The following is a 16,238-nucleotide window of genomic DNA, read 5'->3' as shown; positions in this document are numbered from 1 at the left end:
GAAAGCAGGTGGTCTGATGATTCCCGCTCAATTGCCGGCAGAAATTCTGGCCGGATTGAGGCGCATTGCCGGCGAAGCCAATGTGCGGCTGGAAACACCCCCGGACAGTGTCCCTCCGGACGGTCAAACCGGCGGCGTGACGGTATACCCGTCCAGCGCCGCTGCGGTGGGGGAGATCATCGAGATGGCAAGGAGGGGAAACGTGCCGGTGCTTGTCCGGGAAGCCGGCGCGCCGCCGGATGCCTGGTTCCCGCTGGTGAACCGCGCAGCGGCGGAAAAAGCCGCCGGACCGGCCGGCATTGTGATCACCATTTCTTTGGAGCACATGAAAGACGTCCGTTATGTGAATCGCGAGTGTCTTTCCCTGCTGGCCGAACCGGGGGCGACAGTGGATGGGATTAAACGGGAGGCGGAACGCGCGGGCGTTGTCTGCCCGGCCGGGCCGCAGGCGGCCGCGGCCTGTTTCGTCGGCAATTGCGCCCGCTGCGGCATCACCGGCTGTGTCGCCGATCACATTCACGGCCTGGAAGTGGTTCTCTCCAGCGGGGAACTGACCAGCATCGGCGGGGAGGGAACCAGGGATCTGGACGAGTACCAACTGACTTACCTGTTGACCAAAGGAGAACACCTTTCTGCTGTGATCACCGGAGTTTACGTGAAACTGCATGCGGGTGATTAGCCCGGTGCTGCTGGACGAGCCGCAGGCGTGGCATTTCTAATGTTGAGGATGCGGCGCAAATTTACTTGGGCAAAAATACAAGTTCCTTTAATGGCCGGGGCCGCAACTGCTTTTGATGCGTCAGCATTGTGCCCGGCCTGACGGGCTTGTCAAAAAAATGATTATATATTATAATCGTAAAAATTATTATTAAGGAGGCGGATGAAAATGAAAGTGCTGGTTCCGGTGGATGGTTCGGAAAATGCCTTGCGGGCGGCCCAATATGTTCTGCAAATGGCCAAAACCCATTCATTGGTCGAAGTGTCCCTGCTGGCGGTGGCTTGTGATTATGACGCCGTTTATTATGGCGGGGGGATAGTCGAGCAGGACGTGTTAAACCAGAGGTGCCGTGAACAGTTTGCAGAAAAGCTGAACGAGGCCAAAAAGATTTTCGATGAGGCCGGCGTTACGGTGAACAGCGAATTGCGCACCGGCGATCCGGGACGGGAAATCATCAAATATGTCAATGAAAACGGCATTGACAAGGTGGTCATGGGCAGCCGGGGATTAAGCGCCTTTTCGGCCATGATTTTGGGCAGTGTCGCCTATAAAGTGCTGCATGGCGTCAAAGTGCCGGTGACCATCGTCAAGTAACGGAGGGGAGACTGGCCTGCTGCCGTGCGGTTCCGGCGGAAGCATGAAAATCGCCCGGCTGATTCAAATCAGCAGTTATCAAACCCGGTAAAATTGAACATGATTCTTTTATGGCGCTAAATTTATAGGGCATGGGTTTCCGGAGGCTTGTTTCACCATTGATTCCGCAACCGGTTACATGCCTGTTTTGTTAAAAGGATTCGTGCCGTTGCTTCAGTAACCAGGCTGATTTGTTTTTGCCTGCCGACAGTATAAAACTTGGATTTGCAATGGGGGTATTCTATTTGACCGCCAACATATCAGATAACGTGGTTCATATCCTCGGTTTTGCCGGCAGCCTGCGCAAGCATTCCTACAACCGGGCGGCGTTGCGGGCAGCCGGGGAACTTCTGCCCGAGGGCATGACCATGGATACATTCGACTTGTCCCCGGTTCCAGTTTACAATGAAGACGTGGAAGCGGAAGGCTTCCCCGCGCCGGTGCAGGAATTCAAGGCACGCATAGCTGCCGCGGACGCTTTGCTCATCGTCACGCCCGAGTACAACTATTCCATTCCCGGGGTGTTGAAAAACGCTTTGGACTGGGCCTCCCGTCCGCCCGGCCAGTCTCCGCTGGCCGGAAAACCGGTGGCTTTTATGGGGGCTTCCTCCGGTTATTTCGGAACTGCCCGGGCGCAATACCACCTGCGCCAGGTTTGCGTTATTCTGGACATGTACCCGCTCAACAGCCCGGAGGTCTTCATACCTGCCGCCCAGACCAAATTTGATCAAAACGGCCGGTTGACCGATGACCGTACCCGGGAAAGCATTCGCAGGCTGCTGTTGGCTTTGCGGACCTGGACAAACAAATTACAGGCAAAAAATTAATTGAAGATCATGTCCTGATATGGCGATCTGTTCGCTCAACTGTTATATTGCCAATCCGGCTATTGATGCCCCGGGCGGTAGCCAAAACAAAAAGGTTGCCGTTTTTAGCTACTCCGTCAACCAGCACTGGGGATCATCGGCCAGATAGCTTTCCGGGCCGGAGGCGGTTGCCCGGGCTACGGCACGGCAGCCGCGGCAATGCGACCAGAACCGGCACCGGCCGCACCGTCCGGAATAATGGTGCCGGTTACGCAGGTTTTCCAGCACCGGGGAACCCACCCACAATTCCCGGAAGGAGGTTTGCTGCAAATTGCCGATGGGCAGCTCCATGCGCCGGCAGGGCATCACCGTGCCGTCGGGCATTACCGTAATACCGCCGATGCCGGCCGCGCATCCCCCCAAAGGGATCTCCCCCGGTCCGGAGCGATCATCGTCTTCGCCGCACAGGCAGGTGAGCGGGTCATTGATTGTTACGGTCACCCCGCTGCCGTCCAGGGCGTTCAGCCGGGCATAAACGGCGCGCAATTCCTCGCCGCCGAGCATTTCCCGGGCCAGTGCGCCGCCGCGGCCGGAGGGCACCAGGCGGGCGAAACCGATGCGGGAAACCCCTGTGGAGGCGGCCAGGTGCACCAGTGTCTCCACCTGCTCCGCATTGATCCGGGAAAGGGTGACGTTAAAGTTTACCGTCAGGCCGGCCCGTTGCAAATGAGCGGCTCCGGCCAGCGCATTGGCAAAGGTTCCCCGTCCGCGGATGGAATCATGTGTTTTTTCAAGCCCTTCCAGGCTTACCTGGGCTTCAGCCAACCCCGTTTCCGCCAACTGCCGGGCAATGGTTTCATTGACCAGTGTGCCGTTAGTCATTACGGCGCCACGGTAACCCAGGCGGACGGCATCACCGGCCAAATTCCGGAAACCGTCAAAGAGAACGGGCTCGCCGCCGGTAAAATGGACGGAAGGTGCGAAACCCAGGCCGTATTCCGCAGTCCAGTCGTCCAGGGTGGTTTTTATTTCTCTCAGGTATTCCAGTATTTGCCCGGAGGAGAGTTCCGGATAACCGGCATCCCGCTGGTAGCAATGCCGGCAGGCCAGGTTGCATCTTTCAGTCAGGTGCCACTGGACGAAAAATTCCTGCCTCACGGACGGGCCGCCTTTCAGTATAGTTTTAGCCTCAAGAAGAGGGTTTCTCTTCTTGAGGCCATCAATGTTGAACCATCCAGCGCATGAAAGCCGCTTACCAAGCGACTCGCTAAGCTTTTCAGCTTTTTCATTTGTGACAAAGGCGCCGTCCCGCACTTGTTTGCTCCCGCTCCAGGGCCTCGCGGCGACGGACCCACAGGGCTGCTTCCTTTTCTTTCAATTTGTCTGAAGGTGTGCCACGCCATGTTTTGTCCGCCATGATCCACTCTCCTTTCCGGAAAAGGTATTTTTTGACTGGCTATTGATAATTACTATAAAAGCTAATCAAAATCCTGCCAAACATAAAAATTTTTTATTTTATCCCGTTCCAGATCAACCTGCCGGCGTTAATGGCCGCGATAAACCTGGTTAAGCCTGCTCCTTACCCGGAATAACCAGCGCATTGCTGACCATGTGGTGAATATGCTTCACTTTTACGTCCAGTTTGTAATACCGGATGATGTCATCCAGGGCGTCAAAACAGTTATGACAGGGGGAAAGGACTATTTTCGCCCCCGTTCTTTCGATCTGCTCCGCTTTCAGCCTGCCTTTTTCCATCCGGGCGGGACGGTATTCGTCGCCGAAGGCCAAAGCGCCGCCGCCACCGCCGCAGCAGTAATTATACCGTCCGTTGGGCCACATTTCCCGGAACTCCGTGACAGCGTGCCGGATTACATAACGGGGAACCTCGACCAGCCCTTCTTTACGCACCAGGTTGCAGGGATCGTGCAGGGTTACCGGTTCCCGGTTGCGGGACGGGTCCAGTTTGATCCGCCCTTCCTTGATCCAGTCGGCAATTAATTCGAGAATGCTGTAAACCGGGTAATCCGCCCCCAGCCACACTTTGCGCCCCCAGCGCTGCGCCCGCATGGCGTGACCGCACTCGGTAACCACGACCATCTTTGCCTTCAGCCGGATGTATTCGTCCATGGTCCGCTGTACCAGAATACGTGAGGTTTCATCGTCACCACTGAAAAGTGCGTAATGGGTACCGTCCCACCATTTGCTGCTGCACGTCCAGTTGGCTCCTGCCGCCCAGAAAATCTTGGCGATACTGAGGATGTCCTGTGGATAATACTTGATTTCGCGGGGATCCCAGAAAAATAAATAATCCGCCCCTTCTTTGTCTACCACGATGGCGGCGTTTGGATCGCCCACTTCGGAGACCAGTTCTTCGGACATCCAGTCCAGCGTTTCCAGATAATCCTCCCGCGTCACTTCCATCTGGTTGCCCGTTTTGAGCTGCGCCTCCACGACATCCTGAAGAAAACCGGGCGCTCTTTCCCCCTCGCCGACACGCATGCCCCGGACCGTTCTGACCAGTCCGGCGATATTTACATTCATCGGACATTCCATGGTACACCGTTCGCACATCGTACAGTTCCACAAAAACTTTGAATCCAGTACTTCGTCGTGCATACCAAGCAGGATCTTTCTGATAAATTTACGCGGGTCCATTTCATCATGCAGGCCGTTGAAAGGACAGCCCGCGCTGCAGACCCCGCAGGTCAGGCAATTGGAAAAATCGGCCGGGTTTGGAGTCGTGATAAACTTGGAGGTTATCTCCTGGCGTAATCCGGGATTCAGTTTGTTGGCAATGATCGTATTCAATGAATTTCCCCCTCTTTATAATTTATACTAATTATAATTGTTACCGGTTAGTTTTTCTATAAGCATAATTCCCTGTTTAAAGCTTTTTCCACTTGTTCTGATAGAATTTGCGTCCCGTCTTTGCTTTTACGGAAATTTTCTTAAAATACTCTTTTTCAGGCTATATTTGACGCCGTTTTTTGGCATATCTTTTTTGGGGATATGGGATACCGGCACGCTGGAACATTTTTTCTGTAAATGAATATTATTGATAATAATAACAGAAAGGGGGTTTTTTTGTGTCCGATGCCACTAAAGGAAATAACGATAGTGCCGGCGCAGCAATTTTTCATTATCCTCCGGGTAATAACCCGAACTATCCAATGCAGTCGCCTTACCCTGGTTACCCCGGTGTGGTTTACAAATACCATCCGACATATGAATATGTTTCCATTTACGCGCTTCCGGAAGCAGTTGACTTGATCGCAAAGTCAGTTGGCTCTGAAAGGGAAGACGAATTGTTTTATGACTATCTGCTCAGCGTAGCGCCGCCTGCCCAGCGGGACGTCATTTCCTCCATCCGGGATGATGAAAGAAAACACTTCAGGTTGTTTAAAGAATTATATTGGGAGCTTACCGGACGGGATATCCCCCCGGCCTCCGAGGTGACATTTAAAAGACCGGACAGTTATTGCGAGGGTATTTCAAGAGCACTTTTCGGGGAACTCGCGGCGGTGGAAAGATACCGTAAAATCTTGTTCGGGTTCGAATTTATACCATATAGAAACATACTTACCGAAATTTATACTGACGAATTAAAGCACGCCTCTAAATGGAATTACTTGTTTTCGTTAAATGCATGTCACAAATAACGTGTTGCTCTGATAATCTCACTTTCCATTGTCATTCAGCCAGCCTGCATCTGGTCTCACCGGCCGGATAGCTATCCGGGCCGGAGGCGGTTGCCCGGCGCGGCAATCATGACAATGAGCGCAACCGGCACCGGCCGCGGCATCCCGGCCGGCGGTGCCGGTTGCGCCGGTTTGCCAAGTACCGGGGAATCCCCCGCTATTTCTCGCTATAATAAAAGCGATAATTAATATTTTTAGAAGTAGCAGGAATTTAGCGCAATTTGCTTAATATAAATTGTTGACATATTGATTGCCCAAGGGGGGATTGTTTTGGATCTGACCATAAAAATCACCGGCGAGGCCGGGCAGGGACTGCAGTCCATCGGCCAGTTGCTGGGCAAGTATTTCGCCCGGCGGGGCTATTATGTATTTGCCAATCAGGACAATGAATCCCGCATCCGCGGCGGGCACAACTTTTTCCAGTTGCGGGTGGCCGGCGCGCCGGCGGGCGCCGCCGCCGATGCAGTGGACATGCTGGTGCCCCTGGACCGGGCCGGCGTCGATCTGCACCTGGACGAGGTGACTCCCGGCGGAGTGGTGCTGGTGGACAGCGCCATGGATGCACACCCGCGCCGGGATGCGCGGTTTTTGGCCCTGCCTTTGATGCAGTTGGCGATGGAACAGGGCGGGAATAAAATTTACGCCAACGCGGCCGCCACGGCCGCCGTGCTGGCACTGCTCGGCCAGACGGTGGAACCGCTGGAAGAGCTGTTGCAGGAGACATTCGGCCCGGAGGCCGGACGGATCAACGCCCGGGTGGCCGCCGCCGCTCACGCCCTGGCACGCCAGAGCCGTCCGGCGCTGTCCGTGGACCCGCCGCCGCCTATGCCGGCGCCGCGCCTGTTCATCAACGGGCACGAGGCGGTGGCCCTGGGGGCGCTGGCGGCCGGCTGCAAATTCATGGCCGCTTATCCGATGAGTCCGTCCACGCCCATGATCACCTTTCTGTCCGGTCAGGCGGAAAAGTTCGGCCTGGTGGTGGAGCAGGCCGAGGATGAGATCGCGGCCGTGAACATGGCCATCGGCGCCGCTTACACCGGTGTGCGGGCGATGACGGCCACCTCCGGGGGCGGCTTTTCGCTTATGGTGGAGGCACTGGGACTGGCCGGCATGACTGAAACCCCGGTGGTGGCGGTCAACGCCCAGCGTCCCGGACCGGCCACCGGACTGCCCACCCGCACCGAGCAGGGTGATCTGGAATTCGTCATCCATGCCGCCCAGGGGGAATTCCCGCGCTTCGTGCTGGCTCCCCGCACCATTGAAGAGGCCTTTTACCTGACGGTGCGCGCCTTCAACCTGGCCGAACGCTTCCAGGTGCCGGTGATTATTCTCACCGACCAGCACCTGGGCGAGTCCTACACCACTGTGGAACGGTTTGATTTGAGCCGGGTCACGGTGGAGCGGCACCTGTCGTCAATACCCGCCGGCGGGACTTACCGGCGTTACCGCTACACTCCGGACGGCATTTCCCCCCGGGTCGTGCCGGGTACGCCTGGTGCGGCGGTCACCCTGGATTCGGACGAACACGGCGAAGACGGCCGGATTATTGAGGACGCGGCTACCCGCCGCCGTATGGTGGAAAAACGCCTGGGCAAGCAGCCGGCTATGACCGCCGCCTTGCAGCCGCCGGAAATAGCCGGTGATCCCGGCGCCCGCTGGGTGCTGCTGGGCTGGGGCTCCACCCGGGGCGCCCTGGCCGGGGCCTGTGCCATACTGCAACGGCGTGGGGAAAGGGTACAAATGCGCTGCCTTTGTGACCTGTGGCCGCTGGACGGCCGGGTGCTGGCCGACTGGCCGGCCGGCGCCGGGCTGATTGTGGTGGAGGGCAATTACACCGGGCAACTGGCCCGCCTGCTGGCGGCGCAGACCGGCCGCCGGGCGGAGCACCTGATCAACCGTTATGACGGGCGTCCCTTCACCCCGGGCTATATAGTGGAACGTTTTGAAAAAATAACGCGCGAAGGGGGAGCGGCCAATGACTGAGCGGTTCATGACGGCGCGGCAGACGGCCTGGTGCCCGGGGTGCGGCAATTTCTCCATTTTGCGGGCGCTGCAACAGGCGCTGGAAAGCACGGATCTGCAACCGCACCAGGTATTGCTGGTGTCCGGCATCGGCCAGGCGGCCAAATTGCCCCAGTATACCAACTGCAACTATTTCAACGGCCTGCACGGGCGTGCGCTGCCGGCGGCTACGGCGGCCAAGGCGTGCAACCATGAGCTGACGGTGATCGTCACCACCGGCGATGGCGACTGTTACGGCGAGGGAGGTAACCATCTGCTTCACGCCATCCGGCGCAACCCGGACATCACAGTCTTTGTGCACGACAATCAGATTTACGGACTGACCAAGGGGCAGGCTTCACCGACCAGCGATCTGGGCATGCGTACGAAATTGCAAGCGGGCGGGGTATACAACGAACCGCTGAACCCGCTGGCCCTGGCTGTTGCGCTGGATGTTTCCTTTGCCGCCCGGGGATTTGCCGGCGACGTTGAGCATCTGGCGGAAATTATGCGTCAGGCTATCGCCCACCGGGGCTTCTCCCTGGTGGATATCCTGCAGCCCTGTGTGAGTTTCAACAAGGTAAACACTTTCGACTGGTACCGGCGGCGGGTTTACCGGTTGGAGGAAACCGGCTACGATCCGGCGGACCGTATGGCCGCCTTCCAAAAATCGCTGGAGTGGGGTGAGCGCATTCCCACCGGCGTTATTTTCCGCCAGGAGCGGCCGGTATTTGAAGACCACTTTGCGGCGTTGCGGCAGGCTCCCCTGGTTGCGCGGCAGTTGCCGGCCGCCGCGGAGCTGGATGCCCTGCTGGACAGTTTTTGTTGATCGCGGGGCGTGGGGCATGGGGAAAAACCGGGGGCAACCGCCAAATGAAATAAAAAGCCGGAAGCCGGGATTGCCCCGGTTTCCGGCTTTTGAGCAGGATATTTTTAAATCATTCGCTGGTGTTGACTGCGTTTTAATATCAAGCCGGCGAAAAGCCCTGCTTTTCCCACCATTCTTCCTTCAGATAGTCGTAAGTTTTTTCCAGCATGTCCAGGTGGCCGGTTTCCCATTCGGCCAGGCGGGCGCACAGTTTTTTGACATCATCACGGCGGCTTTCCGCCGCCGCCCGGCGGTAGAAGTCGACCGAAGCCTTTTCCATTAAAATGCCGATACGGAAAACGGATACTTCCAGCGAACCGGATTCCGGCTTCACCTTTCCCGGCTCAAAAATGCCCGGGGAGGGTATATCCCGGAAAGCGGACGGATCCGGAGGCTGGTTCCGGGCAATGTTCCGGTACAGGTTGAGCAGCCAGGATTTGTGTTTTTCTTCCTCTTCGGCCAGGAACAATAAAGCCTGCTTTGTGTCGGTATCCTTGACCTGTTGGGCGGCCAGGGTGTAAAACTGGTGGCCCTCCATTTCGTTCAGGATGGCGGTTTTTAACAGATTCAATTCATTTTCCGGCACAGCATTCAACCCCTTCGATATAAGTTTTTTCCCACTCAGGCCAGTTCTTTTTTGAATTGAGCCAGCTTCCGGATATGCTTTTGTTCTTCGTGAATCAGTTTATCCACCGTGGCGCGTTCCCTTTCCGGAACCAGGCCGCGCAGCTCATAAAAGAACAGGATGGAATCCTTTTCAAATCCGATGGCCAGATTAAGCGCCTCTAGCGCATTGTTGACTTTGGCCGCCAGCGCCACCGGGTCGGTATCGCTGGAAAAGACGTGTTCGTCAACCAGCACCCTGACGTAATCCTGGTATTCGCCCGGATAGCTTTCGGGCGGATTGTAGTCTTCCAGCCCGGGCAGCATGGCGGCGAAAATCCTTTCATGTTCTTCTTCCTCGGCGGCCAGGTAATTAAAAATTTCTTTTACGCCGGCATCAGCCGTTTTTTCAGCCACCGTCCGGTAGAAAGCGAGACCGTTTTTTTCCACCCGGCGGCCGAATTCAACTATTTCCTTGGCACGAAAATACCACATGATGTGCATACCTCCAGCTTGAATATTTTTTGCAAAATATATCTCAAATATGCTTATAATTCTTATTCTCTCTAAGCCTTGTTTTTTCCTTCCGGCAGCCATAAATTATTTCCTCTTTTAAGAAGAAGTAAGCCGGAAAAAGAAAAAAGCATCAGGCCGTAAGACCTGACAATGACGGTTCGGGCGGTCCGGTTTCCTGGTTTATTCAATGCTCACGTTGACCTGTTTGGGCTTGTCCCCGCCCGCCTTGGGCAGGGAGATTTCCAGAACCCCCTCGTTGAACGTGGCTTTGGCCTTGGACTGGTCCACGGGGGCAGGCAGGGGAATGGTACGGGAGAATGAACCGTAAAAGCGTTCGCTCCGGAAATAGTCTTTTTCTTTGACCTCTTCGTCCCGTTTTATCTCGCCTTTTAAAGAAATCTGATCCTCGGAAACCAGGATGGAGACGTCCTCTTTTTTTACACCCGGCAACTCGGCTTTGACAATTAATTTATCCTCTCCATCGATGACATCCACTGCCGGACGCCACGATGCAGCCAGGGCGGGCAATTGCCATTGGCGCATCTTTTGACCGAAAGCGCGGTCAAATGCTTCCTGTACTTCCTGCAGATCCCGCCATGGATTCCAGGGCACCAATTGCACTTCAATTCCCCCTTGTTTAAATATGATTGAACAGCGCAAAAAGCCGGTTAAGCATTGCTTCCTTTAGACCGCCCGGTTATATTATCTTTAACTATAATGGTAATATAATCCAATATATTAGTCAATAATGATAATCGGTAGCGGCGATTAATTATGTCTTATTCTTGCAAATTTACTGCTTCTCTCTCGTTGGAGCGGGAAATTATACATTTTATTTATCATTTTTTTAGAAATATAACTTTGTTATATTTCATTTGACCGGGACATGATCAAATGATAAAGTGAAACTATATTACCAAATACGTTCGGGAGTGGATCTTATTGCCCATCTATGAAAGTGTCACGGATTTGATTGGCGGCACACCCCTGTTGCGGCTGAAAAGGGTGGGCGCTGGCCTGCCTGCCGCGGTGGTGGCCAAGCTGGAGTATTTCAACCCCGGCGGCAGTGTCAAGGACCGCATTGCCGAGCGGATGATCCGGGAAGCGGAAAGGGATGGTTTGATCAACAAAGACACATTGATTGTCGAGCCCACCAGCGGCAACACCGGCATCGGCCTGGCCATGGTCTGCGCCGCCCGGGGTTACCGGCTGGTGCTGACCATGCCCGAAACGATGAGCGTGGAAAGGCGCCGCCTGCTGTCCGCCTACGGGGCGGAAGTGGTGCTCACCCCGGGGACGGAGGGCATGTCCGGCGCCATCCGCCGGGCGCGGGAAATAGCTGTGGAGCATCCCAACTCCTATATCCCGCAGCAGTTCGCCAACCCGGCCAATCCGGCCGCTCACCGGGCCACCACGGCTGAAGAGATCTGGCGGGACACCGGCGGGCAGGTGGATTTTTTTGTGGCCGGGGTGGGCACCGGCGGCACCATTACCGGTGTGGCCGGGATGCTCAAAGAGCGGCGGCCGGGGTTGCGGGCGGTGGCGGTGGAACCGGCATCATCCCCGGTGCTTTCCGGGGGTCATGCCGGACCGCATAAAATACAGGGGATCGGGGCCGGCTTTGTGCCGGAGGTGCTGGACGCCGGCTTGCTGGATGAAATCATCCCCGTAAGGGATGAAGACGCCCTGCATACCGCCCGCCGTCTGGTCCGGGAGGAGGGGCTGCTGGTGGGCATCTCCGCCGGGGCGGCTGTCTGGGCCGCCCTGCAGGTGGCCGGCCGGGCGGAAAACCGGGACAAGACGGTGGTGGTGCTGTTGCCAGATACAGGCGAGCGGTATCTGTCCACGGAGTTGTTTTTGTAATGAACATACGGGCCAAAATAATTGATCCGTGTCAGATTCAGGGATGTCCGGGGGCAATGGCCAGTGGTCCGGAAAAACCCCTGATCAATCCTTACCTGGCCATTTTGCTCGGCATAGCCGGCATTGCCTTTGCCTCCATTTTTACCAAACTGGCTGCCGCGCCGCCCATGGTCATCGCCTTCTACCGGCTGGGGTTTGCTGTAATAATGCTCGCCCCGCCGGCGCTGGCTTCCGGGCGGCATGAACTGCGGCGGATGAACAGGCGGGACATGGCTCTGGCCGGCCTGGCCGGAGTCCTGCTGGCCCTGCATTTCACCGCCTGGATCAGTTCGCTGAATTATACTTCCATTGCCAGTTCCACCGTATTGGTGACCATGCAGCCCTTGTTCGTGGTTGCCGGGGGTTATTTGCTTTTTCAAGAAAAGATCGCCCGCCCGGGGTTGCTGGGGGCACTTCTTGCCCTGGCCGGCAGTGTTGTTGTCGGTGTAAGCGATTTCCAGGTGGGCGGCCGCGCCCTGTTTGGGGATGTGCTGGCCTTTTCCGGTGCTGTCTTTATTGCCGGCTACGTGCTGATCGGCCGCAGTTTGAGGCATCACCTTTCCCTGCTGCCTTATGTTTTTCTCGTTTACGGGACCAGTACGGCAATTTTGCTGCTGGGCAGCCTGCTCACCGGCACGCCTCTCTACCCCTACCCGCCGTTGACCTGGCTTTGGTTTATCCTGCTGGCGCTGGTGCCCACCATTTGCGGGCATACCGTTTTTAACTGGGCATTGCGCTACGTCAAGGCGGCTGTGGTATCGGTGAGCATCCTGGGGGAACCGGTGGGTGCCACCATCCTGGCCCATGTTATTTTTCACCAGCTTCCTTCTCCGCTGCAATTAGCCGGAGGGCTGGTCATTATCGCCGGCCTGGGCATTTTCATCCGGGCCGCCGCCGTGAAAGGGTGAAATGATTGGGCATTTATTTAATCTCAACGCCGGCGGGCTGGGTGGCAACGGCCTGGACCGGGCGTGGCCTGGGAGGCCTGGATTTTCCCCGCACCAGTCCGGAAGAAGCGCTGGTTTCAATCAGGGGCATGTTTGTCAGCACGGGTGAAATGCCGGTTTATGAACAGGCCGGTATTAACAGTCCGGCTGGAGCGCTGGAGGAAAAGCTCAACCGTTATTTCCAGGGGGAAGAGGTGTCTTTTGCCGGTATTCCGGTGGATATTTCCTGGTGTACGCCGTTTCAGCGGCAGGTGCTGGAGTTCGTGCGCCAAATCGCCTATGGCGAACTGTGGTCCTACCGCCAGGTGGCGGCCGCCATCGGCCGTCCCCGGGCAATCCGTGCGGTGGGTGGCGCCCTGGGGGAAAACCGGGTGCCGTTGGTGATTCCCTGCCACCGGGTAGTGCGCCACGACGGTTCACCGGGCGGCTTCGGCGGTGGCCTGGCCCTGAAATCCCGCCTGCTGGCGCTGGAAGGCCGGGAACCCGGTCCGGGCGGCCGTTACCGGTTGACAAACAGGGCTGCTTGCGGTAATATAATAGACGCGTCCGGTTTGTAAGTATATCTGACGTATTGAATAATCAACCGGTACGGGGAAGTGCTGGTGTGGCTCAGGGGTAGAGCAGCGCACTCGTAATGCGCAGGCCGTCGGTTCGAATCCGACCACCAGCTCCAGGAAAACGAGGGAGTCGCAATGGTTTGCGGCTCCTTTGCTTTATGGCGAATTCTGCAGAAGGGCTTATTTAAAAATGCTTGACATCATAACAAGAAGATGGTTTAGGAAATAATCACCCCGGGTTGGTGCCAGGGGCTTTTGTCCTTTTGCCCTAAAAGCTGGAAAATGTCCAGGTAAGCATGCCGGCTGCTTTCGGGCAAATGCCCCGGAAGCTTTTTAAAGAGGCAAAACAGGATGAAAACCACTTCCGGTGAATATATAGTAAGACAGGTATAGTACTGTGCAGAAAAAAGGCTGGGGGGAATTGCACATTGGTGGTCGGGCTGCTCACCCTGGAGCTGTTTATTAATGAAGCCACATCGCTCAAAGGCAAGCGGCGTGTGCTGAAAAGCCTGCTGGACAAAGTGAAGGCACGTTACAACGTATCGGCGGCTGAAGTAGGCAAACAGGATGCCTGGCAGTTTTCCACGGTGGGTGTTTCTTTTGTCAGCAATGAAAGCGCCCATGTTCATCGGACCCTTGCAGCGGTGATCCGTTTTGTGCAGGGCCTGGGAACGGTGGAAGTGGTGGATGTGAAAACGGAATTGCTTTGAATTTAGTGGTATTAAAGTGAGGCCGCGGCGCCGGGTTGCGGCTTCGCTTGATTTTAACCCGGCCGGCCTTGCCCCCAGCACGTAACCCTAAAAAGGGCTTGTTGCCGGTGGAAGCGTTTTGACGCCGCCCGGGCGTCAGAACGCCGGGGTGTCGGGGTTGGCTGTCCGGGCGTGTACCCTGCCGGCTGTGCCGCCGTTCACTGGCTGCCGGCAGTGCTTTCTTCCTGTTTGGCGGGCAGGGCCGGCGTGTCACCCTGGCTGCCCTTCAACTCGGCCAGCAGCATGCCGCCCAGGATCAGGGCGCAACCAGTCAACTGGCGCAGGGTGAGGATTTCGCCGGCCAGCAGGAAGGCGGCCAGAGCGGCAAAAACCGGTTCTGTGGAAAAGATGATCGCCGTGTGTGTGGGCGACGTAAAGCGCTGCATCTTGTTTTGAATCAGAAAGGCCAGGGAAGTGGCCGGTATGGCCGTGATCAGGAAAGCCGTCCAAACGGGACGGGTGAAGTGCGCGGGCATGGTTTCCAGGCCCAGGCCGAAAAGAAAACTGATCAGCGAAACCACGCCGATTTGAATGGTGGTCAGTATGACCGGATTGTGATGAGCGGCGTAGTGACCGACCAGGATAATATGCATGGCAAAACAGACGGCGCAGAAAAACACCAGCAGGTCGCCGTAGTTCACCTGCAAGCCGTTGCCCAGGGAAAGCAGGGCCAAACCAACAGTGGCGCTGAGCACGCCTCCGGCCACAAAAAGGTTGGGTAAACGCCGGGTGAGCAAAGAGCTGAATACGGGCACCAGCACCACTGAAAGCCCGGTGATAAAGCCGGCATTGGCGGCGCTGGTATATTGCAGGCCGACGGTTTGAAAGGCGTAGCCGCCGAAAAGAAACAGGCCGATCAGTGTGCCGGCGGCTAAAGTGGGCCGGTCCAGCGACTGGAACTGTTTGTAAAAAACAGCCAGTAAAAACAAAAAAGCCAGCAAAAAGCGCAGGGCCAGAAAATAGTAAGGGCCGATGCCGCCCAGGGCATCCTGTACGACCACGAAAGTGGCGCCCCAGATGAAAGTGACGGCCAGCAGTGCCAGATCCGCCCGCATTTGTTTTGTTCCCGCCAATGCAGCCACCCCCGCCCGGAATCTTTTTTATTCTCTCATCATTTTGAAAGGTAGTCAATATGTTGAATAATTATAACCTGCTTTGCAGGATTTTTTCGTTTTGGAGCGAAAATTTATTGTTTGTGTAAATGAAACGGGAGGTGTTGCGGAGCTAATAATAGCGGCCTTGCACAAAATGACCGTTCCAGTGTCCGGGTCGTAACCCGGGCCGGGGTCTTCCCCCGGCGGAAAAACTTCTACTGATTTCCGAGGAGGTAGTGGAATTGCAGAAAAGCTTCAAGTGGGCCTTGACCGTCCTGGTAGTGCTGGCGGTGGCCCTGGCGGCGGCCGGTTGCGGCGGCCAGCAGGCGGCGCAGAACAAAGCCGGCGGGGAACAGCAGGCGACGGGAAAACAGGTGGTCCGGGTGGCGTCCGATACAGCTTATGCCCCGTTTGAGTTTCAGGATACCAGCACCGGAAACTATATCGGTTTTGACATGGACCTCATTAATGCTATCGGCAAGGTGAACAACTGGGATGTCAAGGTACGCAGCATGAACTTTGACGGCATCGTACCGGCTTTGGAAAGCTCCAGTGTGGACGCGGCCATTTCGGCGATGACCATCAACGCCGAGCGTAAGAAAAAGGTCAACTTCTCCCTGCCCTATTACCAGTCCGGTCAAAGCATCATCGTACAGGCGAGCAACAACTCGATCAAGGGATGGAATGACCTGAAAGGGAAGAAAATCGGCGTTCAGATCGCCACCACCGGTGCCGACGAAGCCCGGAAAATTCCCGGCGCCAAGGTCACCGATTACAATACAATCAACGAAGCCTTTATGGCTTTGAAAAACGGTAATGTGGACGCCGTGGTCAACGACTATCCGGTCAACGCCTACTTTATCAAGCAGGGTAATAAAGATGTCAAGCTGGTGGGCGATCTGCGCACCAGTGAAGTTTACGGCATTGCTGTGCCCAAGAGCAAACCGGAAACCCTGGCCAAAATAAACAGTGCGCTGGAAACATTGAAGAAAAACGGCCAGTTTGCTGAAATTTACAAGAAATGGTTCGGTCAGGCCCCGCCGGACTTCCTGCCCGGGGAACCGCCGGCCAAGTAGAGAGAAAACAGCTGGACATTGAATATGCGTAGCACTCTGTGTTACGCATATTTCCTGTCCGGCATCAAGG

General features: G+C 56.1%; 17 protein-coding genes and 1 tRNA gene. 12 read left to right on the top strand and 6 right to left on the bottom strand.

Annotated elements, in window-relative coordinates:
- Positions 1-16: 16 nt before the first annotated feature.
- The 3 genes from A6M21_RS08440 to A6M21_RS08430 all read left to right on the top strand — a co-directional run bounded on the left by A6M21_RS08440 (position 17) and on the right by A6M21_RS08430 (position 2,178).
- Complete coding sequence (locus tag A6M21_RS08440) at positions 17-679, top strand: FAD-binding oxidoreductase (RefSeq protein ID WP_066667750.1); 663 nt, start codon at positions 17-19, stop codon at positions 677-679.
- 207 nt (positions 680-886) lie between these two features.
- Positions 887-1,312: a universal stress protein gene (locus tag A6M21_RS08435; protein ID WP_066667748.1), complete on the top strand. Its 426-nt coding sequence runs from the start codon at positions 887-889 to the stop codon at positions 1,310-1,312.
- A gap of 284 nt (positions 1,313-1,596) precedes the next feature.
- Positions 1,597-2,178 carry an NADPH-dependent FMN reductase gene (locus A6M21_RS08430; protein WP_282434536.1) on the top strand — a complete coding sequence of 194 codons (582 nt, stop codon included), beginning with the start codon at positions 1,597-1,599 and terminating at the stop codon, positions 2,176-2,178.
- Positions 2,179-2,286: 108 nt separating this feature from the next.
- On the opposite strand, the gene A6M21_RS08425 is transcribed toward A6M21_RS08430, so the two are convergent.
- Together A6M21_RS08425 and A6M21_RS08420 are read right to left on the bottom strand one after the other, a co-directional pair.
- Complete coding sequence (locus A6M21_RS08425; protein ID WP_066667746.1) at positions 2,287-3,315, bottom strand: radical SAM/SPASM domain-containing protein; 1,029 nt, start codon at positions 3,313-3,315, stop codon at positions 2,287-2,289.
- 408 nt (positions 3,316-3,723) lie between these two features.
- Positions 3,724-4,965, bottom strand: coding sequence for a (Fe-S)-binding protein (locus A6M21_RS08420; RefSeq protein WP_066667745.1), 1,242 nt, complete (start codon positions 4,963-4,965; stop codon positions 3,724-3,726).
- A 278-nt stretch (positions 4,966-5,243) separates the two neighbouring features.
- Here A6M21_RS08420 and A6M21_RS08415 point away from each other — a divergent pair, with 278 nt between their 5' ends.
- From A6M21_RS08415 to A6M21_RS08405, 3 genes are all read left to right on the top strand, one after another.
- On the top strand, positions 5,244-5,816 hold the full coding sequence (locus A6M21_RS08415) for a ferritin-like domain-containing protein (RefSeq protein ID WP_066667744.1): 573 nt from the start codon (positions 5,244-5,246) through the stop codon (positions 5,814-5,816).
- 309 nt (positions 5,817-6,125) lie between these two features.
- Complete coding sequence (locus A6M21_RS08410) at positions 6,126-7,838, top strand: 2-oxoacid:acceptor oxidoreductase subunit alpha (RefSeq protein WP_161486038.1); 1,713 nt, start codon at positions 6,126-6,128, stop codon at positions 7,836-7,838.
- Entirely contained in the window at positions 7,831-8,685 is an 855-nt protein-coding gene (locus tag A6M21_RS08405) for a thiamine pyrophosphate-dependent enzyme (RefSeq protein ID WP_066667742.1), read from the top strand. The genes A6M21_RS08410 and A6M21_RS08405 overlap by 8 nt, the downstream gene beginning before the upstream one ends.
- 139 nt (positions 8,686-8,824) lie before the next feature.
- Here the strand turns inward: A6M21_RS08405 and A6M21_RS08400 are convergent, their stop codons facing one another.
- The 3 genes from A6M21_RS08400 to A6M21_RS08390 form a co-directional block, all read right to left on the bottom strand.
- Positions 8,825-9,310, bottom strand: a complete 486-nt coding sequence (locus tag A6M21_RS08400) for a ferritin family protein (protein ID WP_066667740.1) — start codon at positions 9,308-9,310, stop codon at positions 8,825-8,827.
- Positions 9,311-9,345: 35 nt separating this feature from the next.
- Positions 9,346-9,822, bottom strand: coding sequence for a ferritin-like domain-containing protein (locus A6M21_RS08395; protein WP_161486037.1), 477 nt, complete (start codon positions 9,820-9,822; stop codon positions 9,346-9,348).
- Between the two features lie 201 nt (positions 9,823-10,023).
- Complete coding sequence (locus tag A6M21_RS08390; RefSeq protein ID WP_066667730.1) at positions 10,024-10,464, bottom strand: Hsp20/alpha crystallin family protein; 441 nt, start codon at positions 10,462-10,464, stop codon at positions 10,024-10,026.
- Positions 10,465-10,785: 321 nt separating this feature from the next.
- Here A6M21_RS08390 and cysK point away from each other — a divergent pair, with 321 nt between their 5' ends.
- The 5 genes from cysK to A6M21_RS08365 all read left to right on the top strand — a co-directional run bounded on the left by cysK (position 10,786) and on the right by A6M21_RS08365 (position 13,959).
- A complete protein-coding gene (gene cysK, locus A6M21_RS08385; protein ID WP_066667728.1) occupies positions 10,786-11,706 on the top strand; it encodes a cysteine synthase A in 921 nt (306 codons plus the stop codon).
- A 56-nt stretch (positions 11,707-11,762) separates the two neighbouring features.
- Positions 11,763-12,653, top strand: a complete 891-nt coding sequence (locus A6M21_RS08380) for a DMT family transporter (RefSeq protein ID WP_066667971.1) — start codon at positions 11,763-11,765, stop codon at positions 12,651-12,653.
- 41 nt (positions 12,654-12,694) lie between these two features.
- Positions 12,695-13,249: a methylated-DNA--[protein]-cysteine S-methyltransferase gene (locus tag A6M21_RS08375; RefSeq protein ID WP_151191860.1), complete on the top strand. Its 555-nt coding sequence runs from the start codon at positions 12,695-12,697 to the stop codon at positions 13,247-13,249.
- A gap of 41 nt (positions 13,250-13,290) precedes the next feature.
- Positions 13,291-13,365, top strand: a tRNA-Thr gene (locus tag A6M21_RS08370).
- A 315-nt stretch (positions 13,366-13,680) separates the two neighbouring features.
- Positions 13,681-13,959 (top strand): DUF503 domain-containing protein, encoded by a 279-nt coding sequence (locus A6M21_RS08365; RefSeq protein WP_345788091.1) that lies wholly within the window; start codon positions 13,681-13,683, stop codon positions 13,957-13,959.
- 197 nt (positions 13,960-14,156) lie between these two features.
- Here A6M21_RS08365 and A6M21_RS08360 read toward each other — a convergent pair whose 3' ends face one another.
- Entirely contained in the window at positions 14,157-15,071 is a 915-nt protein-coding gene (locus tag A6M21_RS08360) for a DMT family transporter (RefSeq protein ID WP_066667722.1), read from the bottom strand.
- A gap of 263 nt (positions 15,072-15,334) precedes the next feature.
- Between A6M21_RS08360 and A6M21_RS08355 the strand changes: the two genes are divergently transcribed.
- Positions 15,335-16,168, top strand: coding sequence for a basic amino acid ABC transporter substrate-binding protein (locus tag A6M21_RS08355; RefSeq protein WP_066667720.1), 834 nt, complete (start codon positions 15,335-15,337; stop codon positions 16,166-16,168).
- Positions 16,169-16,238: the final 70 nt, after the last annotated feature.

Source organism: Desulfotomaculum copahuensis, assembly GCF_001655685.1.
Taxonomy (GTDB): domain Bacteria; phylum Bacillota; class Desulfotomaculia; order Desulfotomaculales; family Desulfovirgulaceae; genus Desulfotomaculum_G; species Desulfotomaculum_G copahuensis.
The sequence above is the reverse complement of the archived record's forward strand: the minus strand, read 5'-3'. Positions and strand labels throughout refer to the sequence as shown.

Coding starts and splice junctions, on each gene's coding strand:
- A6M21_RS08395 (WP_161486037.1), bottom strand. CDS start 9,822: ATGTGGTATTTTCGTGCCAAGGAAATAGTTGAATTCGGCCGCCGGGTG.
- A6M21_RS08380 (WP_066667971.1), top strand. CDS start 11,763: ATGGCCAGTGGTCCGGAAAAACCCCTGATCAATCCTTACCTGGCCATT.
- A6M21_RS08405 (WP_066667742.1), top strand. CDS start 7,831: ATGACTGAGCGGTTCATGACGGCGCGGCAGACGGCCTGGTGCCCGGGG.
- A6M21_RS08440 (WP_066667750.1), top strand. CDS start 17: ATGATTCCCGCTCAATTGCCGGCAGAAATTCTGGCCGGATTGAGGCGC.
- A6M21_RS08435 (WP_066667748.1), top strand. CDS start 887: ATGAAAGTGCTGGTTCCGGTGGATGGTTCGGAAAATGCCTTGCGGGCG.